This window comes from Candidatus Viadribacter manganicus (assembly GCF_001679665.1).
GTDB classification, from domain to species: Bacteria; Pseudomonadota; Alphaproteobacteria; order Caulobacterales; family Aquidulcibacteraceae; genus Vitreimonas; species Vitreimonas manganica.
The window spans coordinates 3,386,159-3,407,655 of record NZ_CP013244.1 but is presented as its reverse complement, the minus strand read 5'-3'; the positions used below and the strand labels follow the sequence as shown (position 1 = coordinate 3,407,655).

Genomic DNA, 21,497 nt, shown 5'->3' with positions numbered 1-21,497 from the left:
CACTGCGAACCTAAGTCATCGCGTCGATTTTCGCGACCGCCCTCCAAACCGGACAGTGATTTAGCGCACACAGCGACGGCGTGTTATCGCCGAAAGCAGTCGTACCGCCGCGCCGCTCAGTATGAGTTCAGGGAGCCAATGAAGAAGACGCGTTGCGCCTCGCGGTCACCGACCGAACGCACAAAGGCGCGTTCCAGAGAAGAAAAGTAGTTGACCAAGAGTGAGCGCACCGGAGCGACCCAGGCTAAGTCGCCATATCCACCACACTTGCGCGCGCGGCGTTTAGGCCCTGCTCGAGCTCGGGTGCTAGGACAAGATCTGGCTCCTTCAACAGCGTGTAGCGCACAGTGTTGCTCTGCATGTCACCGGACAGCGCCGTCACTAGATCAACGAGCAGATTGTAGGCGCCGCGTGTCTTGCCCGAACCCGGCGTCTGGGGCTCGCCAGAGCGAACCGCTGCAAAGCTCTGACAATTCACGATTTCGCCGGCCGGATTGAGATAGACTGAGCCGTTGATCACTTGGCAGCCTTCTGACCAATTGTTGACGTCGCCAGCCATACCCCGCCCGCCCCAATGAATGTTGATGGTCGCGTTCGGCGTCAGCGGCTTGTCGATGTCTGCAAGATCAAGACGTCCATCGGCACCGCCACGGATGACCAAGACGCCGGGGCCCTGCGGACGCAGCGCGAGATACGAACGCTGGTGCCAGCCGAAATGATACTTGTGCTGGCCCGGCACGAGAAAAGGCGGGCCTTCAGGATGGCTGCTGTGGCCGGGCTCAGTCGAGCCCTGAAACTTGAAAACGAGGCCCTTCATCAACAGCACAAAGATATCGTCGAACTTGTTGGTGAACTGCGAGCGACGCACGCCAATCAGATGAATGTTGCCAGGACCGCTCGTATCCCAGTCTGCTGGTTTCAACGTATCGCTCGCGCCCTGGAATGCGTTGACCTTCTGCGTGAGCGGACCAGGCTCGGCGATGTAGTTCTCCTTGACGCGCTCTAAGAGGCCAAGCCAGGCCTCATACTCCCCGGGTCTCTGCCGCCAATCGGGACGCTGACCTGAATTCACCCACCGCTGCAGGTGCGCAGCCGTGCGCGGCCCGAACTTTCCGTCCGGCACGATGTCTTGATTTTCTGCTGTACGCACAAATTCCTGAAAAAGACGGATCGCCGATTGAGTTCGGTAGCCGCAGATTCCATCAACTCTGCCGCTTGGGAAGAACCCGATCGCCGCGAGGGCTTGCTGGACCTGCGCTATGCTCATGGCGCCTGACGGCATTGGCGCCAGCCTTTTGGTGACGACTTTGTCGGGCGTGTCTCGAATGTCCGCGAGCGCGACGCGCGTCGTGCGTTCGACCTCACTGAGGAAGGCGGCGCAGTTCGCATCGGATATGTCCGCGTCGACACAGCCAAGTTCAATTGTGGGAGTTGAACCCAAGGGTTGCTCAACAGACGTCACCGCAGGCTGTGTGAGTGGAGGCGCTGGAGGCGTCGTTGAGGTCTGGCTCGGTTGAGGATTGACAGGCGGCGAAGCAGTCGGCGGCGACGGCTCTGGGGCCATCGTAGTCTCGCTGGGTGGTGGAGACACTGGCGGCGGAGCGGGTCGCGTCGGACTTGCGGTTCCAGGCACCGTTGAGCGCGATGTCCCTGGCGACCTTGGTCCACGCGAACCAAACACTGCGCGAAATACGATGTCCCAGAAGCTCATTCCCCGCTCCCCTTACGACTCAGACCGAAGTGCGCAGCTCAACCAGGCGGCGCGTTCTCGCGGTCGAGACAACGAGCATCAGCATTCGACGTGCTCGACAGCGCTTCGAAATCGGAATCTGGCGTGGGCTCAACTGTGAGACCCACAATTTCAATGCCGCCGGCGCTGCGCGCAGCGTAGTCGATGGTCAGCGTAAGCAGTTGCGAGGTGTCGGGTCGTCGCGCAAGAACACTCAACCGCGGTAAATTCGGAGTATCGGCGCCCGACCTAACAAATCGGCACCCGACGCGCAGAGGTCGCAAAGCGCGGGCGACGCTGTCACCGTCGAGGTATGGTTGGGTCGGCTCTTCCCCTCTTTCAAACAGCGTGTCAGGCCTGATGTTGACGCGTACTTGATTGCCGAAAAGGCGACGGATCGCTCTGAACCCTTCGGGAGTGCGTTGGCGCAGGAGAGCAACGCCTACTGCTGTGTCGAGCCACTCGTCGAGAGCTGCACGTGTCGGTGGTGGTGGCGCGGAGGCCTGAGCCGCTGGCAACGCAAAGCCATAGCTCGCCCAAAGTTCGCGGTCGCGCCTCACACAATTGATGTTCTGAATTTCGCCACGCTGAGCGCTGTCGCCAGTGACGAAAGCCGCCCACGCAATGGCTGTCGTGTCGTGGCGCGAGAGGCTAAAACCATCGAGCCGCGTCCGCAATCGACGACAAAGATCGTCGAATTCGCCCACAGGCACGTTGGCATTATGCAAGACGTCTACAAGTCGCGAGAGTTCGGGATCCCGTCCAATGATTGACGAGGGACCTGCGGACCAGATGCGCCCGATGGCAACAGAGTTCAGCTGCCCGTTGGTGCCGTAATCGGGCAGCGCACGCCCTGGTGCGGCGCCTGGAAGCAAATCGCGGGTAAACAGCGACGGGCGCCGTTCGAGCGTAAGCGTCAACATGCCTTGAGGACGAGGCGACTGATCCCGACGCGCGCGCGGATTCAGTTGAAACGAGTAGTCGAGTCTGTTTCCGCCCTCAAAGCTTAGATCTGCCCACGTGTCGCTTGTAGCATCTACGTCGTTCGTCGACCGCAGCAGCGATTCAACATGCTGCGCATTCTCAACCAATGATTGTGAGGCGAATGCGTCCACCAGAAAGCCTTGGGCGCCAAACGCCGCCGCCGCGGAGACCAGCGGCGCAAGCGTCGAGACAAGCGATGATGGATCTTCTTGGCTGAACGTCACGCGCACACGCGCACGAACAAGCAGGTCGGGATGAATTAAGAGACGCGGGCCTATTACCCGATCGGCGAAACTCTGCACTTCGGTAAAGCCCAAGCCACCACGACTGTCGTACCGATAGACCGCCAGTGGCATGACCGTGAGAGGCACACCTATGTCCTGTCCGGCGTCGTCGAGCACTGCTGGCACATGTGGGCCGGCAGCTCGGACTTCGAGCAGAACCACGGCCGACCGAGCGCTTTGGGCGACGGTGCGACGCGCCAAGGCTTGCAGCCAAGTCCCGCGCAGTTCGCTTTGCGGTATCACGTCGTTGAGGCTGGTCGGAGGGGTGAAGCGAACGCGGACCGCGCCATAGTCCTGATCTGTCAGGGCGGGCAGATCAGAATGCATCCGGCAAAGTTGGCCAAAGCTGGTGTTCAAAACCTCGCCGGCACAAGTTCGCGGCTGCGCTTCGCTAGTTTCCGTACCGAGGCCACAAAGCATCGAGAAAACAGCCGCGACCACGAACGTTGTTCGTATTGGATTAGACACCCTCATCCCCTCAGATGCTGTCGTCAGAAACCATCTTAGCGTGGCGGCTGACACCCGCAACCGAGCGAGTACGTCTGCGCGTCGGGGCACAACGAGCCCATCCTGTGGCTTTGCGATACTCGCCAAGTCAGCGCGTGTAATTGCACTTACTGCACTCCGGTTCGACAGCCTTTCATCGCGGTCCTATCATCCCGCTCGGGCTTCGGGGGATACGAATGTCAACACAATCAGCAGGCGCCACTCGCGATGGGCATTTGTTCGGGCCAGGACCGAAGCGTGTCCTCTCGCTCGACGGCGGCGGCATTCGAGGCATTGTGACCGTCGGGATGCTTGAGAGTGTCGAGAGCCTACTTCGCGACACCGCTGCTCCCGAGCAGCGTTCATCGTTCAGGCTAAGCGATCATTTTGATTTGATCGTCGGCACGTCTACAGGCTCGATTATCGCCACGCTGCTGGCGCTCGGCGCGAGTGTCGACGAAGTGCGCGAGCACTACCTGTCACTTGGTCCCGCCGTCTTTGCGCGGCCACGTTTGTTTGGCCAGTTTCTGTGGTCAAAGTTCGATCACGTTGCCTTTGAAGCTCTGCTGAAAGAGAAGCTTGGAGAACGCCGGCTCAATTCCGTCGATCTTCGAACAGGGTTAGTGATCACCTGCAAGCGCGTCGACACCGGCTCCGCTTGGATTCTGGCGAACAACCCGAAGGCCAAATATTGGCCATTCGATCAAGATCGGTTGCTTCGCGATCTCGTTCGAGCAAGCACCGCCGCGCCTTCCTACTTCGCGCCCACAGAGATCCATGTAGGCAACGGCGAGGTAGGCCTCTTCCTCGATGGCGCCATGGGCGGCATGAACAATCCCGCGTTGGCAGCATTTCTCTACGCTACCGCATCCGAGTACGGCCTGAAGTGGGCCCCCGGCGAAAATGAGCTTTCCATTTTGAGTTTGGGCACGGGCCACCTGAAACCTGTTTTCTCTCGCCAACGCTTCCGCGGCGAAGCCGCTGCCGGCCAGGCCTTGTTCACTCTGAAAGGCCTGCTGTTCGAATCCCAGACGTCTGCGGTTGCGGTGCTGCAAGCGCTTTCCAATTCGGCAAGGCCGTTCAGCGTCAATTCCGAAATCAAAGGCTTCGAAGAGACATTGATAGGCGGTCGGCCGCTGCTACGCTTTCAGCGTTTCGATCCGCCGCTTGCGAGAACTGCGCTCGCTGAGGAGCTGGGCATCAAAGTGTCTGAGCAGCAGGCGCGCGAACTCGCATCCATGGACAATGGCTCTCCAAAGAACATGGAACGGCTCCTCAATGTCGGCCGAGTTCTGGGACAGCGCATATCCATCGGCGATCTGGTCCCAGCCCAATCCAGTGCTGCGGCGATGACGTAGATCAGTCTTGTACCACGGCACGACATAGGCACCATTTCTCCGACCGGCCTACTCGATCGATAGCTGCCAGCGACGCCCTTCCCGCGCGAGCGGCCTACGTTCGCCGAGAGTGGCCGGTCGTCACTCCAACGCTGGCGCCCCCGGAACGCCCTCGCAAACATCGCGATCCTCCCGGCCGTCGCGCAACCATACTTCGCGGATGAGGGGATCGCCGGTGATTTCGGATTCGCTGAAGCGACGACCGTTGGGGCTGAGCAAATTGGCGCAGGCGGCGAGCGCGAGTTCGGGCAAAGGTTGCGTGAGTCGCCGCACATTCCAAACGCGCGTGTGCGGGCTATTAACTCTCTCCAGGTCGAAGCGGCTGGTGACGACCTGGGCGCCATCGGGGCTGAACAAAGCCCATGTCACCATTGCCGCATCAGTCTCATCACCGAGAATTGCGATCTCGCGCCCGCTCGCCGCATCCCAGAGCCGCGCGAAGCGATCATTGGAGGTAGTGACGACACGGGCACCATCGGGGCTGAGTGCGGCGGTAGTCACCCAGCCGTTCAGGGCGACAATCTCGCGCCCGCTCGCCACATCCCAAACCTTTGCGACGTGGTCCGCGGCGGTGGTAGTGACGATCCGTGAACCATCGCGGCTGAGCGAAACGTATGTCCCGGATGTCGGAATGCGACCTCGCAGACCTGCGATCTCGCGTCCGCTCGCCGTGTCCACGACGCTTGTCGTATTCGCATCAGCGATCCGGAGTTCCAGAGCCCGTTGCGTCTCGTCGTAGTAGTGGACGTTGAGACCCTCGTTGGGGTCGCGATCGTAAAATGCCAGTTCCCAAAGGCGCGCCGTTTTGTCAGCGGAGGCGGTAAGCACGTGGATGCCGTCCGGGCTGAACACGGCACTTTCAACACCGTTCTCATGCCCTCGTAGCGTAGCGACCTCACGACGGCTCATCACGTCCCAGACGCGCGCAGTGTGGTCAGGTGAGGCGGTAACGACGCGGGCGCCGTCGGGGCTGAATGCGGCGCTCCACACCGCGCCATCATGCCCACGTAGAACGGCGATCTCCCGCCGATCATTTGCAACATTTGGGGCGGCGTCCCATACCCGCGCGGTGTCGTCCCAGGAGGCAGTGACCACACGGGCGCCGTCGGAACTGAAAGCAACGCTTGCCACCAAATCATTGTGCGCGAGTGCGGCGATCTCCCGCCGATCATTTGGAACATTGGGGGCGGCATTCCACAGCCGCGCGAAATTCCCGGATGCGGTGACGACACGGGCGCCGTCGGGGCTGAATGCGGCGCTTGTCACCACCAGGTCCTCATGCCTCAGCACAGCAATCTCTCGCTGGCTCTCGGCTATATTCGGGTCAGCATTCCAGACCCTCGCGGTGCCGTCCCTGGCGGCGGTTAGGATTCGCGTGCCGTCACGGCTGAATGCGACAGTCGTCACCTCGCCACCATGGCCGCGCAGCACGGCGATCTCGCGCCGACCATCTGGAATATTGGGAGCAGCGTTCCACACCAGCACGCCGCCGTCGCTGTCCCCTGTGACGACACGGGCGCCGTCAGGGCTGAAAGCGATGCTTGTCACATCGCGATCATCGCCGCCAAACGCCGCGATCTCTCGTTCGCCGACCACTTCCCAAACGCGCGCACTGCCTGCGGCGGTGACGACGCGGCTGCCGTCTGGGCTGAACGCGGCCACGCGCAACCTAAACCCATGTCGCCAGCCCGCGATCACTCGCCGGCTCGCCACATCCCATACCCGCGCCGTATTGTCGTCCGATACGGTGAGCATGAGGGCGCCGTCGGGGCTGAACACGGCGCTCCTCACCAGGTCCGCATGCCCGCGCAGGGCGCGACTGTCGTTGGAATCATGTAGGATACGGCCAAGCGCCGATCGGTACTCGCCCTCGTTCGCCGGAGCCCGGTCATTCTCCTCGGCAATGTCCTTGCTGGCGCGATAGCCGGCGAGCGCGTAGCGCGCGGCGAGCAAATAATTTCCACGCTCCATCGACTGCCAGCTTCGCTCCGCAAATATTCGCGCAAGTGAATTTCGCGCGGCGTCGCGTTGGGCGCTGGCTTCTTCGGCGTTGGCGATCGCGGCCAGTTCTTGGATTCGCGCCTTCTCCGCCTCACTGACCGCGATGCCGCGCTGCGTTTCCGCGACACCGCGCTGAACGTCGGCATCAGCCCGCGCAAGACGTTCCGCCTTGGCGCGATCCTCGGCGAGATTGAAATTTGCCAGCGCCTCATCGCGCGCGACGGCGGTTTGCCCTTGCTGGTACCATGCATACCCGCCCGCACCTGCCGCGCCCAATGCCAGCACGCCCATAGCGGCGGCGATCAGGTTAGCGCGGCGCCGACGGGCGCGTTCGGCCTGCTTCTCACGTTGCACGAGTTCATCGAGGCCGACATCCAAGAGCCCCGCGATGATCTTCAGTGACCCGTTCTCGCGTCCGTCCTTGCCATCGCGAAAATCAGCGGCGATCGGTTCGGTCGGCTCCAATTGTGAAGAGACCGAGCCGTCATGGTTCAACGCAAAGATCAGCGACGGCGGAAAGCACTCGTCTGCCGCCGTGTAGCCGGGACGCCCGGCGGCGTGGGGCTCGCCGTCGATGATCGCCGCGAAGATGCGCTGTCCTTTGCCGAGCTGCTTGAAGATGCGGATCTCGTCTTGAACGTACTTGCTGCCGCACGACCGGGGCGAACAGAGCACGATCAGCGCGTCCGACTGCTCGAGGCCTTCGCGAATTTCGCGACCAAGATCATGGGCCGCTGAAAGATCGGCGCGATCGCGGAAAACCTTGCCCAGCCGCTTGCCGATCTGACCGACGGATGACGCACGCCCAACCAGCGCTGACGGGACCTCGTAACTCTCAAGCCGCTTGTGCAGCCAATCGCCGAATTCTTCGTCGCGATGCGAGTAAGAAATGAAGGCGGAAAACCGTTTGCCAGTTTGCGCCGCTGGCGCAGCGCTTGCGCGAGCAATGTCGTCCGGCATCGATTTCCCCCATCGCGCAAGGGATTAAGGCACAACCGGGCAAGCCAAGCCAAGAGGCAAACCCCTTGTGTAATGACCGTTTCGAGTACCGGCCCCTTTTCACGAGTGGCGCGAAGGGGCCATCGTACGACATAGCCGCGATTTTCGTGAGCGGCCTACTCTCTCTAAACCGGACAGTGATTTAGCGCCCACCGCAACGGCGTGTTGTCGCCGATTCCTGCCCTTCGCCACCCCTCTACGGCCCTAAGATGAAGTCAGCTTGAGTGATGACGTTATCGCCGTCTCCGGAGACATTCTTCAAGGTGATGAAGATGTCAGCGTCAATGCGGATGACGGTGTCAGCGCCGGTGTCGATAATAGCGACGCGGGTATTGAAATTACCCGCGTTGATGCCGAGCGATGCCAAATCGATGAAATCCTGGCCGCCAACGTCCCAGGCGTCGAAGTCAACGATCGTGTCAGCGCCTGCGCCAGCTGCATAAACAAAGGTATCGTTGCCCGCGCCGCCGGTCAGATTGTCGTTGCCGCCGCCGCCGGTGATGAAATCGTCGCCATTGTTGCCGTTGATCTTGTTGACGCCGCCATCACCAGTCAACGTGTCGCCACCAGTGCCGCCGATGAGGTTCTCAACGCCAGTGATCGAGGCAAAGCCGGTGGCTGTGCCCGTTCCAAGATTGACGGTTACGCCAAGCGCCGTGTTGTAACGCAACCAATCGCCGCCAGCGCCACCAAGGCCGAGATCGAGATTGATCGCCTCGATATCGACGAGCGCGTTGTTGAGAAGACCAGTGATGGCTGTGCCGTTCCAATTGGCGTCAGCGACATCGGCCACGGCAGAACCGGTGATGTTCACGGTGTCGAAATCGGCCCCGCCATTGAACGTGTCGCGACCGTCGGTCGAGGTCCAGATGAAGGTGTCGTTGCCGTTTTGACCTTGCAGCGAGTCATTGCCAGCGCTGGCGTAGATGGTGTCATCGCCATCACCGCCAAGCACAGCGTCTGCGCCGCCGGCGCCGTCGAGCGTGTCGGCGCCAGCTTGGCCGTCGAGACGGTTGTCGAGCGTATTCCCGGTCAGGCTGTCACCGCCGGAACCGCCGATCACACGCTCAGCGTTCGTCACCGATGCGAAGCCGGAAGCTGAATTGGTTGCGAGGTTCACGGTGACGTCAAACGTCGTGTTGTAGATCAGCCAATCGACGCCGTTACCGAGATCGAGATTGAGGGCTTCGATATTAGCAAGGCCATTGTCCATCAGAGCTGTGAGCGATGAACCGTTCCAGACGGCGTAGGCAAGTTCGGCCGTGGCTGCGCCGGTCAGGTTGAAGGTGTCGAAATCAGCGCCACCATCGATGGTGTCGCGGCCCTCGCCCGCTGCCCAGGCTATCGTGTCATTGCCGGCGCCGGCTTGGATGGAGTCATTCGAGAGACCGCCCGCGAGCGTATCGGCGCCATCACCACCGATCAGCGTATCGATGCCGCCGCCGCCGGCGAGCACATCATCGCCGGCGCCGCCGTCTAGACGATTGTCAAAGCCGTTGCCGGTCAGTGTGTCACTGGCGTTGCCGCCGACAACGCGCTCGACGCCGGTGATCGAGAAAAAACCAGATGCGGAATTGGTGCTCAGATTGACCGTCACCACAGAGCTTGACGCGGCATAGATGAGCCAATCGACGCCGTCGCCCAGATTGGCGGTGATGGTCTCGATGCTGGCCAAAGTATTGCCGGACAGCACCGTCACCGCTGCACCATTCCAGGTGGCGTTGAGAATGCTTCCGGCTGCGCCGTCGGTAACGGAAAGCGTGTCGGCCCCGTCGCCGCCATTCATCGCGCCATTGCCGTCACCTAACGCATACAGGAACGTGTCATTGTCGGCGCCGCCGTCCAGCGTGTCGATGCCCAGACCGCCGTTCAGCGTATCGTTGCCGTCAAAGCCGTAGAGCAAGTTGTTGTCGACATTCCCGGTGATGGCGTTATCGAGGCTGTTGCCGTAGCCGGTAAGCGCCGTGCCGCCGGTCATCAGCAGCAAATTCTCGAGGTTTGCGCCGAGCGTGAAGGTGATTTGCGACTGGACGAGATCAATGCCGCCGTCGGCTTCTTCGCCGATTGTGACGCCTGTTCCGTAGATGCGGTAGAGATCGTCGCCGAGGCCGCCATAGAGTGTATCGCCGCCGCCGTATGACTCGATCAAATCGTTTCCGTCACCCGCATAAACGACATCGACAGCGAAGCCGGCGGTGATTACGTCGTCGCCCGCGCCGGTATAGATCGTGTGCGAGCCGGATGAGTTGGTGCCAACATAATCGTCGCCCGATCCGGTCCTAATCGTGATCAGCTCAAATTCGCCAGTCGTCAGCGTGGATGGATCGATACCGATCGCGCCTCCTGAATACGTCACCCTTGTGCTCGCAGCCGAAAAATCGACGATGAGTGTATCTATTCCGCCGCCGGCAAAGACGGCGTTATTGCCCGCGATCATATTGTTGACGGTGAACGTATCAGCGCCAGCGCCGAGCGTTACGAAGTATGTCTCGACATTTTGAACGCTCGTGCCGTTCGCCAGTGTAAATCCGCCTAGCGCCGTGAGCTGCGTCGTACTGAGATCCACCGGCGTCGCACTTGCACTCAGATCGAGGCTGAGCATGTCGGATCCGGCGCCGCCATTGATGGTGTCGCCGACGCCCGTAGACTCGATGAAGTCGTCGCCATTGCCACCATTGAGCGTGTTGGCGCCGCCGGCGCCGGCGAGAACGTCGTTGCCGTCAGCGCCGTTGAAGACATCGTTGCCGGTGGAGCCTCTGAGCCCATCGCCCAACGCGGTGCCAGTAACCACGAACCGCTCAACACCTGAGAAGAAGAAGCTCGCATTGAGCAGCGAGGCGCTGTCGCCGTAGAGGTTGATATTGCCTTCGATACCTGACCAATCTGCGATGAAGGCGTCGATGCCGTCACCGCCAAAGAAAGCGTTGGCGCCGCTGACGGTGGAATCCACGGTCAGCGTGTCGGCGCCAGAGCCTGCCGTAAGGAAGATGCGCTCAAAGTTTCGCGCGGTTGTGCCGTCGGCGAAGGTGACCCAATCGCCGGAGCGTAGCGCCACCGTCGAATAATTTGCGCCCGCCGTGGTTGCGCCGAGATTTAGCGTCAGCAGATCGATGCCGGCGCCGCCATCGAGGCTATCGGCGCCACCGCTGCTGGTGAGCGTATCGTTGCCGCCGGCGCCATCGAGCACGTCGTGGGCGCTGCCGCCGATCATGCTGTCATCGCCACCGCCGCCGATGATGTTGAACTGCTCGAATGCGGCGAACAGGACAGATCCGACTGTAAAGTAATCAAAGCTGAGAGATGAAATCGCGCCAGCCCAGCCGGTGAAGTCGGCCGTGAGGATGTCGAATCCGAGGCCGCCAACGTAGGTCGTGCCGACAAGATAACCGCCGCGTGCGTCGAACGTGTCGTCGCCGCTCGTGAGCGATAGATTGCCGAGCCGTTCGACGTTGCGGACGTAGGCGCCGGTTGAGAACGTAACGCCCGCGCCGGTGAAGGTCGTGCTGTTCACATTCAGGCCCGTCGTAAGCGTGTACAGGCTGAGAATTGCGGTGTCGGTTCCGGCGCCGCCGTCGAGTTGATCGAACCCCCAGCCGGTTTCAGCGAAATAGCTGAGTGTGTCGTCGCCGTCGCCGCCGTTCAGAATGTCGGTGCCGCGATAGCCGTCGAGCGTATCGTTACCGGCGCCGCCATTCAGCGTGTCGGCAACTTCGCCGCCCGTGAGTGAATCACCGGCGGCGCCGCCGGTGATGTTTCGCGATCCAGTGATGCCCAGATAGACGGTGTGACCATTGGATTGCAGATTGAAGAAGTCGACCGTCACGGCCGATGCGCTGGTGGACATATTCGCGGTGAGATTGCCGCCGTACATCAGACCACCGCCGGCAAGCGTTCCTGAGATCAGGAAATCGTTGCCGGAGATGTTGAAGTTCTCGATGCTTTGGAACGTCGTGCCGTTATACGAGCTGAGCAGGAACAGGTTGTTCCAGTTGATGACGCTCGTGCTGCTATCGACGAGGCGGAGCGTGTCTATTCCCGCGCCGCCGTCGATGGTGTCTGTGCCGGTCGAGAAGATGATGTCGTCGCCGGAGCCGCCGTTGAGCGTGTTTGTGCCGCCGCCGCCTTCGATCTCGTCGTTGCCGCCGCCGCCGGATAGCATGTCGTTGCCATCGCTGCCGCGCAGGCGATCGTTTCCCGAACCGGTGCTGATAACGTAACGCTCGACATTGTCGAGAGCTACGCCGCTGAAATTGCCGATCAGGCCGAAGCCGAAGGGAACGAGACTATAGGTTTCGGAGCTGGCGGAGAAATCGGCAACCAGTGTGTCGAGGCCAGCGCCAGCGTAGAATTGCGTAGCGAAGGCCCCGCCGGCGACGAGCGTGAACGTGTCGTTGCCGGCGCCGGTTTGAAGCGCGATGTATTCAGCGTTGCGCACGAAGACGCCGTTCGAGAGTGTGACGCCGGTGGAGGTGTTAAAGCCTGCGCTTGAGAGCGAAATGCTTCCCGACGTCAGCTCCAGTTCGACAACATCTATGCCGTCGCCGCCATCGACCGTATCGATACCGCGCACGACGATCCGATCGTTTCCGGCGCCGCCGTTCAGGGTGTCGTTGCCCTCACCGATCCCGAGGACGTCGAGCCAGTCGTCGCCGTCTCCGCCATTGAGCGTGTCGTTGCCCAGGCCGCCGACGAGGTTGTCATTACCGCCCGCACCGTTGATCGTGTCTACGCCACCGTAGCCATAGATCGCTTCATCGAACACGCCGCCGTTCATCGTGTCGTTGCCGTCAAACAGGGCGGCACGGAAGGCTTCGACGTTGTTGCTCAAAGTCCAGGAACGGAAACTCGCAACTGGAATGGAGAGGCCCGTGATCGACATGGTGACGACGCCGCCCATCGAGTTGGTGGCGTAGTCGAGAGTTTGGATGGTGCCGCTCTGCGGAAAGTTGTTGGCGTCAAGATTGCCGAAGGTGCCCGTCGCGTAGAACTCGCTCGTACTGGTGACAACGTAGAATTCAATCGCGGAAACCTGTCCAACGCCGCTTGGATCGGAGAACATCGCGAAGATGAAGCCGGGGTTCCAAAGCCCCATATTGAAGCCGTTCGTGGCGCCTCCGCCCGAAAACGTGAAACTCGGCATTTGTCCCCCACCCGCCGCGCAGTTGCGGCCGACCCCTTCTAGCGCCTAACGATAAGGTCGGCGGAAGTTTACACAAGACTGTCCAGGTTTGGCGGCGACGCGGCCACGCACCATCGCCGCTCGGGGCAAGCGTGGGTTGTTGTACGGCATTCTAGGACTGGCCTGACCGTTCCGCGTGCGTTCGCAGTGAGCCATCGTACGTCACGGCGACGAATTCAGCGACTGGCCGAGTGGACCTCGATTGCGGTCACCGGCGTAGCACACGCAGCAACGGCGCGGTTTCGCCGACTCCTGTCCCTCGCCACGCCTCTATGGGCCGAAGATGAAGTCGGCCTGAGTGATGACGTTGTCGCCGTCGCCGGAGACGTTTTTGAGGGTGATGAAGTAGGTATCATCGATGCGGATGACGGTGTCGGCGCCGGTGTCGATAATGGCGACGCGGGCGGCGAAATTGCCGGCGTTGATGCCGAAGGCGCTGACATCGAGGAAGTCCTGGCCGCCGACCGCCCAAGCGTCGAAGTCAACGATGGTGTCGTTGCCGCTACCGGCTGCATAAACGAAGGTGTCGTTGCCTACGCCGCCGGTCAGATTGTCGTTGCCGCCGCCGCCAGTGATGATGTCGTCGCCATTGTTGCCACTGATCTTGTTGGCGCCGCCGTCGCCGGTGAGCGTGTCGGCACCAGTGCCGCCGATCAGGTTCTCGACGCCGGTGATCGAGGCAAAACCCGAGCCCGTGCCGGCCAGGAGATTGACGGTCACGCCAACGGTCGAATTGTAGCGCAGCCAATCGCCGCCGGCGCCGCCGGCGCCGAGTTCAAGATTGATGGTCTCGATGCTGACCAAGGCGTTGTTGAGCAGACCGGTGATTTCCGTGCCGTTCCAATTGGCGTCGGCGACGTCGGCGACGGCCGAGCCTGTAAAGTTCACCGTGTCGGTGTCGGCACCGCCGTTGAAAGTGTCGCGGCCATCGGTCGAGGTCCAGATGAAGGTGTCGTTGCCGTTCTGGCCTTGCAGCGAGTCGTTGCCGGCGCTGGCATAGATGGTGTCGTTGCCGTCGCCGCCGAGCACAGCGTCCGAACCGGCGCCGCCATCCAGCGTGTCGGCGCCGGCCAAGCCGTCGAGCCGGTTGTCGAGCGTATCGCCGGTCAGCGTGTCGTTGCCGCTGCCGCCGATCACCTTCTCGATGTTCGACACCGAGGCGAAGCCCGAGGCCGTGCCAAGCTGCAGGTTCACCACAGCAGCCGCGCTCGCGTTATAGATTAGCCAGTCGACGCCGCCCCCGAGATCGAGATTGATCGCTTCGAGGTTGGACAAGCCGTTGTCTATCAGGGCGGTGACCGATAACCCGTTCCAGGTTGCGTTGCCGAGTTCGGCGCTGGCCGAGCCAACGACGCTGAAGGTGTCGAAATCGGCGCCGCCATCGATGGTGTCGCGCCCGTCGCCGACGACCCAGCCGATATTGTCGTTGCCGTTGCCGCCTTGGATCGAGTCATTGGCAAGGCCGCCTGTGATCCAGTCGTCGCCGTCGCCGCCGATCAAGGTGTCGATACCGCCCAAGCCGGCGAGGGTGTCGCTGCCGGTCGAGCCGTCGAGACGGTTGTCGAGATTGTCGCCGGTCAGCATGTCGTTGCCGGAGCCCCCGACCACGCGCTCGACATTGGAGACGCCGGCAAAGCCGGTCGCCGCCGTGGTGGTAAAGTTCACCGCCACGTCAGAACTCGTATTGTAGATCAGCCAATCGACGCCATCGCCCATATTGGCGAAGACACTTTCGATGCTGGTGAGGCCGTTGCCGGCGACCGCCGTCAGCACTGAGCCAGTCAGATTGGCGTTCAAGATGCTGCCCAAGCCGGCAACATCGGTGATCACAAACGAATCTGAGCCGTTGCCGCCGTTCACCGAGCCGTTGCCGTCGCCGATCGTGTAGGCGAAGCCGTCATTGCCTTCGCCGCCATTCAGCGAGTCAATGCCCCAGCCGCCAATGATGATGTCGTCGCCATCGCCGCCGTTGATGGTGTCGTTGCCGTCAAGGCCCGAGAGCGTGTTATTGCCGGTATTGCCGTTGATGACGTTGATTTCGGTGTTGCCGGTGCCGTCAAGGTTCGCCGAGCCGGTGAGAGTCAGGTTCTCGAAATTGGCGCCGAGCGTGCGCGTCACGCTCGATTGCACCGTATCCATGCCCTGTCCCGCGCTCTCGGTCGTCACATCAAGCGCATCGTCAACGACATACATGTCGTTGCCATCGCCACCCTGCATGTTGTCGGCGTTGGTGCCGCCGTTCAGCGTATCGTCGCCGATGCCGCCGTCCAGTGTGTCGTCGCCCCCGCCGCCATCCAAGAGATCACTACCCGCGAACCCGCGAATGATGTTCGCCGCGTCGTTTCCAATCGCGGAATCGTCTGCGTCACCCAGATCCACATTCTCGATGATCGTACCAAAAGCGATCGCAACGTTGTCGGTCCAGGTAAAAATCGAGGCGCCATTAAAGGTCTGGGTGATATCGCTCCGGTGAACTTCACCAACGGCTGCTACGTTCGCTTCGATTTGCGCTTCTCTTGAAAAGCAATCGACGCTTGAGAATGCGCCCGGTCTCAAATCAACGAAAGATGGCCGCAAATGCCCGATCAGCGACCAGGTATCTATTCCGCCGGCATCATATATCGTCTGGATCACACCTAAATTTGGATCGAACGTGTAGCTAGTGTCTCCGGCGCGCGTCGCAGGATCAGCGCCGAACAGGTTTTGCAACGCATAGATGTCCGCCAGCATCGGCGTGATGGGATAGACAGGGTTGTACGAGATACTCATGCCAAATGGCATCAACGCGTATCTGGCGACGAAGTGATCGGTTTGGGAGCTGTAGGACATGATTGTGTAGCGATAATTGTCGAACTGCTCCGGAAGTGGGTGATCGCCCTCGAAACTGTGCTGCAGCCCAAGAGCATGACCGATCTCGTGCATCAGCCCGAGAAAATCGAAACCGCCCGAGGTGAAGGCTGATCCGGCAACATTCGACGAAATCCAAATATCTCCCGGCTCGTCATCAAGGTTCGGATTGCCGTTCACGTCCGGATAGTAAGCGTATCCCCAAACATCCGGGTCGACGCTGGTAAACGCGATTCTGATCGCTCCAAGATCGACTTGATCGTCTACGAGTGTGAACGAAGCTCCCACAAAGGAGTCCATCAATTCCACCACAACTGCGAACGTCTGCGCCTGACCGGACGTGAAGACCGAGTAGCCCTCTAGAAACGGCTCTCCGCCCAGAGCTGCATTTGGATAGCCAGGCCAAACACTGCCCACGCTCGGCGTGCTGTAGGTGAGAACTAGATCGGCGCCGCCCGCCCAATATCGTCCCGAGAGCATCGCAGCGAGAATGTCCGAGCCGCTAAGCGCTATCAAAGGCATGCAATTCTCTCGTATCGCGACGATATACCAGTCGTCATACGCCCGACACTCGTTAGCACGTCAATGTATTCGTTTTGGGCCATCGCCTGGCCGCTGGTAACATTTCCCGGCCGGCTGGGTCGCTCCATTGCAGCCGCTCATCATGCTGCGTCCGCTAAGGCGCAATTTCGCCGGCTGAAGACGTTAGTGCTGATTGATGGGCCAACCGCCCAGCCACCAACCGAGCCCTCCGATGACAACGGCGGCAACCCAGAACGCGAGGAAAACGTTGCGTGCCCTTCGTACCCTTTGCTTGCGCGCTTCAGCCTCGACACCACCATCGAGCAACCGATTTTTCCAGTATCCAAGCAAACGGTGGGCGTGAACAAAACCCCAGCCCAAAGCGAAGAAGCACGCGCCGATGAAGGCGATTAAGCATAGGTTGCCGAAGAGGTTCACGACGAGAACTCTACTGCCTTCGCGCGAATTGGGAACGTCCGCCTCGGGCCAGCACCGCGCCGTCCGTCATTTTTCTCGAACGACTGGCGCGCTCAAGACCCGCCGTTGACACAGATCTCCATGCTACGGCCTGATGTCGCCGATCGACCCGTTGAGGTCGCCCTCAAAACCAGTCGGTCGCAGAGCCGCATGGTCGACGGCGTGTTGTCGCCGCTCAAGGCTTCACACCAAACTGCGAGAACATGATAGCCACATTAGGATCCTTCGCCCTTGCGGCGGCGATGTCGGCTTGAGCCTCCCCGATCTGCGCGAGACGCAGCCGCGCGATGCCGCGACCGTATAGGGAGCTGATCAGCTTGGCGTCTCTGCGCAACGCGGCGTCGTAATCCGCGAGCGCGGCGTGGAATGCGCCACTGCGCAAGTACACGAGACCGCGGGTATCGAGTGTATGGGGATCGTTCGACCGGATGCGCAGCGAAGAATTGCAGTCCGCGAGCGCCAGATCAAGTTGCCGCCCCCACAGGGCGCGAGTCCAACAGCGAGTGTTGAAGGCTTCCGCATCCTGTGGATTGAGCAGAATCACCTGGTCGTAGTCAGCGATAGCTCGGGCGTAGTTGCCCTGAGCGCTATAGGCATTGCCGCGATTGTAGAAGGCGTCCGCATTCTGCGGATTGAGCCGGATCGCCTGGTCGTAATCGGCGATGGCGCGGGCGTTATCTCCCTGAGCGCCATGGGCGATGCCGCGATTGTAAAAGGCGTCCACATCCTGCGGATTGAGCCCGATCGCCTGGTCGTAATCGGCGATGGCGCGGGCGTTATCTCCCTGCGCGCTGTGGGCGTTGCCGCGATTGTAGAAGGCGTCCGCATCCTTCGGATTGAGCCGGATCGCCTTGTCGTAATCGGCGATAGCGCGGGCGTTGTCGCCTTGAGCAGCATAAACGTTGCCGCGATTGATTAACGCGATCGCCAGATCGGTCTGCGTTTCCTGGCCCGACTGAATGATTGCGGTGCAACCGCCAACCGCAAGGTCTTGCGAGTAGGCTCCGCCCCAGTTCAGGCAGTAGGTCCACTGCTGCTTAAACGCCGGCGTCTGCGCCACAGCCGGCGTCGAACTGACCAGCAGCATCGCCACAATCGCTCCACCGAACAACAACTGCATCGCCCATCTTCCGTGAGCCCAAGAAAACACACGCGTTGCGATCACGCCAGCCAGACCGATTGAGCAGCCTCCGCCACATCGCGGACTGGATGTAGCGCCAGCTAAGACAGCCGCGTACAAAAACACGAATGGCTTGGTCGATCGAAACCTGACGCTGGCGTCAGCAGCCGGTGACCGGCCTAAGTTCGCCGAACTCAGACATCCATGATGAAGCGGCTGCAGCGAGCCATCGCCGAAGACAGCCGCCCACCAACTAAAACGGCGGAAGAGCCGCGCGCGCCAATCAGCAATGCCACTCAGCCAAGTCACCGGGCGCTCCAAATCCCAAATGTCCGCTTGACCGGACATTATGTCCGCTCTACAGGACTTTTGTTGAATGGAGGTGGCTTGGTTGCTCAAGGTGATCGGATTTTCAGCCACAGCGTTGGCTTTGGGCTGGGCACTCGCATGGACATCGATCAACTTTAGCTTTTCCACGGGCTGGGTTGGCGCAGCAGTCCTGCTGGGCTGGGCGATCGCAGCGCGTTTGCGTTGGGAGCGCCTCAAGGAGTACGGCGCGGACCCCAGCGGTCCCGAACGCGTCGTGTGGCACAGGCTCGCGAGCTCAGCGATGGGTGCTGGGCACATGCTGACCTCGCTCGCTCATCCAAGGATCGACCTGCACGTCGGCAGCGGCAATTCGCTGGCGACAGATTCCTGGACCATTCTGGCGGCAATCGTCGTCAGCGCTTTCGTGTTTCATGGCGGCGATCAGGAGCCTGATGAACGCGATCGCGGGTTCGCTGCCACGGGGTTACGCGTGAGTTACACGGCACTCATCGTTCAACTTCTCGTCCTGCTATTCTTCCTAGGCTTTGCACCGCCGGATTTGCGCGCGCCGTTTTCTCACTTCTTCATCGCCAATTTGCTCATCGCACTCATCGTGATTTCGGCGCTGGCGCAATATTTTGCTCAACTCATCGCATACGCGCGCGATGCACAAGCGACCGCAGGCGTGGATCAATGACCACCCCGCCGATCGGCAATCATTTGCGGCGTAGGCGTTTTGATCATGGGCAGATGACGCAGCAAGCATTGGCGCAGGCCGTCGGTGTCACACGTCAGACAATCGTGGCGCTGGAGACGGGCCGCTACGCGCCATCGCTGGAGCTCGCCATGCGCTTAGCGGCCGTCTTCGGCTGCGGCGTCGACGATCTCTTCTTTTGGAACGGACCGCCGCCATACGGCGAAACGAGGAAGAACCAATGAGCAAAACCAAGTCAAAGCGCGGATTGCTGGGGATCGTGTTTCTTCTGGGCGCGATCACTGTGGCTGTACCGATCGCATACAAGCTATTTGAGCCAGTTTTCGTGTATCGTCTAAATTGGTCGGCGTTGCCGGTGGGCGCATATCCGGTGCAATCGGAAGTCGTTGACCCGCGATACAGCGAACAGGCGAGCGCAGCGCAGGCCGCGCTAGAGGCCGCGCGCGCTGAGCTTCAAGCACCTGCACTCTCGGCGGCAGTCTCAATGAATGGCGAGATCGTTTGGCGCTCTGTCGCTGGGTACGCCGATATCGAAGCATTACGCCCGGCGGAACTTTCGACCCGCTTTCGACTGGGCAGCACATCAAAGGCCGTCACTGCAGTCGCCGTGGGTACATTGGTAGATCAGCAACGTCTGAACCTCGACGCGCCTATCCAAACTTATGTCCCGCATTTTCCTGAACAGCGCTGGCCCATAACATTGCGCCAAGTGATGAGCCACCGCGCTGGCTTGCGGGATTATGGCATGTGCTTCTGCTTCCCGGCTTGGGAGCACTTGAACCAACGCCGCTTCGCCGACGTCGATGCGGAAATCGACTTGATCGCCGACGCGCCGCTGCTGTTTCAGCCGGACACCAGCTTCGCCTACACGAGTCTCGGCTACAACTTGGCTGGCGCTGCTGTAGAGCACGCCAGCGGTGAAGATTTCGGCGCTTATCTTCAGCGCGCCGTTTTCGCGCCTCTCGGCATGACACAAAGCGGTCTCGACTCGATCGCAGGCGCTGAATCGGATCGCGCAACGTTCTACGAGGTCGAGGATGGGAGCTACAAGCGCGCGTTCACGGTCGACAACAGCATCCGCTGGCCTTCCGGCGGGCTGCTCTCAACGCCAACAGATATGGCGCGCTTCGGCGCGGCCATGCTGCACGATCGGCTTCTCTCCGCGACAACAAGGGCGATGCTTGTCACGGTGCCCGAAGGCGGGCGCGATGCGCACGGTGGCGCGTACTATGCGCTTGGGTGGCGCACTGGCGAATGGACGCTCTACAACGGCGAACTCACAACGATCGCTCACCATCACGCCGGCACTGCGGTCGGCAGCAGCTCCGTGTTCGTGGTCTTTCCAGAATACGGGATGGTCATATCGCTGATGATGAACAAGGGCGGGACGAGCGTCGACGACCTTGTGATCGCGACGGATCAAATCGCGCAAGCGTTCGTCCCGCGGCGGTCGTCGGACTAGACAAGTCGTCTGTCCTTTTGGTCAAAGCGGAAGCAAAGCCCAATTTTGAGCTTGCGCGGTCTCCCGAACTGAAACCATGCGTTGGGTGCTGTTGCGTTCATTTCAGCCGTCGAGCTTGGGATTCCGCTAACTTCCGTTTGGGGCCACCGCCTACCCGCTAGCAATATTTCTCGACGGGCTTGCTCTCTCGATTCCAGCCGTTGGTCATGCTGCGTCCGCTAAGGCGCGATCTCGCCGAGAAGCGACATTAGCCCCTTCGCTTCACCGCGTTTGAGCTTACGGGTCTGGGGCTCGGCGTGAAGGCGGTCAATTCGAACGAGAGCGGGCCGCCATGCTCCGCCGAAGCGAGCTTCGCACGAAAAGAATCGTTGGGTTCGACTGTGGTTGCGGCGTCACTGACCTTCACGGAGCCAGCGAGGTCAAAGGCTTCGTCATAGAAGCGAAGCGGAACCGGAGCCGCCTCGGAGTAAGCGCCAATGGTCTTGTCAGTGATCGACACATGAAGATGCGAAGGTTGCGGCCAAGCGGCGATTGAGAACGCAACCTCGACCGTACGCTTCTTTGTTTCATGACGCTTCAACAGAAAGCGCAGTTCCGCGCCGTTCGTTCTAACTATTTGCTCTGCCTTTTTTATCAAATCAGATTGATCGGGCCTTATCGCAAGCAGCGCTTCAACAGTGCCTTTTACAATCACTTCGTTGGCGTCGGGCACTTCAGGGAAATTCGGCGGAACTCCCACATGAGTGTACCGCTGCCACCAATCGCCACCGTAGTCGGTCACTTGCGTGGCCCCAGACGGAATCGCAGACGTGAAGTAGAGATACAGCGCCGGGTACGCACCCAGACTAAACCCCTCGCCGTTCAGAAACCAAGCAATGCGCCTTCCGAACGCCACGGCCTCCTCATGCCCCTTAAGGTACGTGTGGAGGTCGCCGAAGAAGTGGCGGATATCGGCAATCCGAGAGGGGCGACCGTCCTTCGTCATT

General features: G+C 60.8%; 12 protein-coding genes. 5 read left to right on the top strand and 7 right to left on the bottom strand.

Translation table 11 applies throughout. The annotated features are described in order from the left end of the window. Window positions 1-244: 244 nt before the first annotated feature. Together ATE48_RS17450 and ATE48_RS17445 are read right to left on the bottom strand one after the other, a co-directional pair. On the bottom strand, window positions 245-1,564 hold the full coding sequence (locus ATE48_RS17450) for a peptidoglycan-binding protein (RefSeq protein WP_228126686.1): 1,320 nt from the start codon (window positions 1,562-1,564) through the stop codon (window positions 245-247). Window positions 1,565-1,749: 185 nt separating this feature from the next. Next, window positions 1,750-3,324: a hypothetical protein gene (locus tag ATE48_RS17445; protein ID WP_156767841.1), complete on the bottom strand. Its 1,575-nt coding sequence runs from the start codon at window positions 3,322-3,324 to the stop codon at window positions 1,750-1,752. Between the two features lie 356 nt (window positions 3,325-3,680). Between ATE48_RS17445 and ATE48_RS17440 the strand changes: the two genes are divergently transcribed. Next, window positions 3,681-4,841, top strand: coding sequence for a patatin-like phospholipase family protein (locus tag ATE48_RS17440; protein WP_083197444.1), 1,161 nt, complete (start codon window positions 3,681-3,683; stop codon window positions 4,839-4,841). 120 nt (window positions 4,842-4,961) lie between these two features. On the opposite strand, the gene ATE48_RS17435 is transcribed toward ATE48_RS17440, so the two are convergent. From ATE48_RS17435 to ATE48_RS19885, 3 genes are all read right to left on the bottom strand, one after another. Further along, a complete protein-coding gene (locus ATE48_RS17435; protein ID WP_066773803.1) occupies window positions 4,962-7,841 on the bottom strand; it encodes a TIR domain-containing protein in 2,880 nt (959 codons plus the stop codon). Window positions 7,842-8,076: 235 nt separating this feature from the next. Continuing rightward, window positions 8,077-13,020 (bottom strand): beta strand repeat-containing protein, encoded by a 4,944-nt coding sequence (locus tag ATE48_RS17430; RefSeq protein WP_066773802.1) that lies wholly within the window; start codon window positions 13,018-13,020, stop codon window positions 8,077-8,079. 309 nt (window positions 13,021-13,329) lie between these two features. Further along, window positions 13,330-16,428: a reprolysin-like metallopeptidase gene (locus tag ATE48_RS19885; RefSeq protein WP_066773800.1), complete on the bottom strand. Its 3,099-nt coding sequence runs from the start codon at window positions 16,426-16,428 to the stop codon at window positions 13,330-13,332. A gap of 63 nt (window positions 16,429-16,491) precedes the next feature. Here ATE48_RS19885 and ATE48_RS17420 point away from each other — a divergent pair, with 63 nt between their 5' ends. Continuing rightward, window positions 16,492-16,842 carry a hypothetical protein gene (locus ATE48_RS17420; protein WP_066773798.1) on the top strand — a complete coding sequence of 117 codons (351 nt, stop codon included), beginning with the start codon at window positions 16,492-16,494 and terminating at the stop codon, window positions 16,840-16,842. Window positions 16,843-17,080: 238 nt separating this feature from the next. On the opposite strand, the gene ATE48_RS20135 is transcribed toward ATE48_RS17420, so the two are convergent. Next, window positions 17,081-17,992, bottom strand: a complete 912-nt coding sequence (locus tag ATE48_RS20135; RefSeq protein WP_228126899.1) for a tetratricopeptide repeat protein — start codon at window positions 17,990-17,992, stop codon at window positions 17,081-17,083. A 415-nt stretch (window positions 17,993-18,407) separates the two neighbouring features. On the opposite strand from ATE48_RS20135, the gene ATE48_RS20130 reads away from it, so the two are divergent. The 3 genes from ATE48_RS20130 to ATE48_RS17400 are packed head-to-tail and all read left to right on the top strand — an operon-like array spanning window position 18,408 to window position 20,511. Continuing rightward, complete coding sequence (locus tag ATE48_RS20130; protein WP_228126685.1) at window positions 18,408-19,031, top strand: hypothetical protein; 624 nt, start codon at window positions 18,408-18,410, stop codon at window positions 19,029-19,031. Then, a complete protein-coding gene (locus ATE48_RS17405) occupies window positions 19,028-19,273 on the top strand; it encodes a helix-turn-helix transcriptional regulator (protein WP_066773793.1) in 246 nt (81 codons plus the stop codon). The genes ATE48_RS20130 and ATE48_RS17405 overlap by 4 nt, the downstream gene beginning before the upstream one ends. Beyond that, window positions 19,270-20,511 (top strand): serine hydrolase domain-containing protein, encoded by a 1,242-nt coding sequence (locus ATE48_RS17400; protein WP_066773791.1) that lies wholly within the window; start codon window positions 19,270-19,272, stop codon window positions 20,509-20,511. The genes ATE48_RS17405 and ATE48_RS17400 overlap by 4 nt, the downstream gene beginning before the upstream one ends. A gap of 247 nt (window positions 20,512-20,758) precedes the next feature. On the opposite strand, the gene ATE48_RS17395 is transcribed toward ATE48_RS17400, so the two are convergent. Beyond that, entirely contained in the window at window positions 20,759-21,496 is a 738-nt protein-coding gene (locus ATE48_RS17395) for a hypothetical protein (RefSeq protein WP_066773789.1), read from the bottom strand. Between the last annotated feature and the right edge of the window lies 1 nt (window position 21,497).

Bases quoted from the DNA above. Each gene is read 5' to 3' on its own strand.
- ATE48_RS17450 (WP_228126686.1), bottom strand. From the start codon at position 1,564: ATGGCCCCAGAGCCGTCGCCGCCGACTGCTTCGCCGCCTGTCAATCCT.
- ATE48_RS17445 (WP_156767841.1), bottom strand. From the start codon at position 3,324: ATGCATTCTGATCTGCCCGCCCTGACAGATCAGGACTATGGCGCGGTC.
- ATE48_RS17440 (WP_083197444.1), top strand. From the start codon at position 3,681: ATGTCAACACAATCAGCAGGCGCCACTCGCGATGGGCATTTGTTCGGG.
- ATE48_RS17435 (WP_066773803.1), bottom strand. From the start codon at position 7,841: ATGCCGGACGACATTGCTCGCGCAAGCGCTGCGCCAGCGGCGCAAACT.
- ATE48_RS17430 (WP_066773802.1), bottom strand. From the start codon at position 13,020: ATGCCGAGTTTCACGTTTTCGGGCGGAGGCGCCACGAACGGCTTCAAT.
- ATE48_RS19885 (WP_066773800.1), bottom strand. From the start codon at position 16,428: ATGCCTTTGATAGCGCTTAGCGGCTCGGACATTCTCGCTGCGATGCTC.
- ATE48_RS17420 (WP_066773798.1), top strand. From the start codon at position 16,492: ATGTATTCGTTTTGGGCCATCGCCTGGCCGCTGGTAACATTTCCCGGC.
- ATE48_RS20135 (WP_228126899.1), bottom strand. From the start codon at position 17,992: ATGCTGCTGGTCAGTTCGACGCCGGCTGTGGCGCAGACGCCGGCGTTT.
- ATE48_RS17405 (WP_066773793.1), top strand. From the start codon at position 19,028: ATGACCACCCCGCCGATCGGCAATCATTTGCGGCGTAGGCGTTTTGAT.
- ATE48_RS17400 (WP_066773791.1), top strand. From the start codon at position 19,270: ATGAGCAAAACCAAGTCAAAGCGCGGATTGCTGGGGATCGTGTTTCTT.
- ATE48_RS17395 (WP_066773789.1), bottom strand. From the start codon at position 21,496: ATGACGAAGGACGGTCGCCCCTCTCGGATTGCCGATATCCGCCACTTC.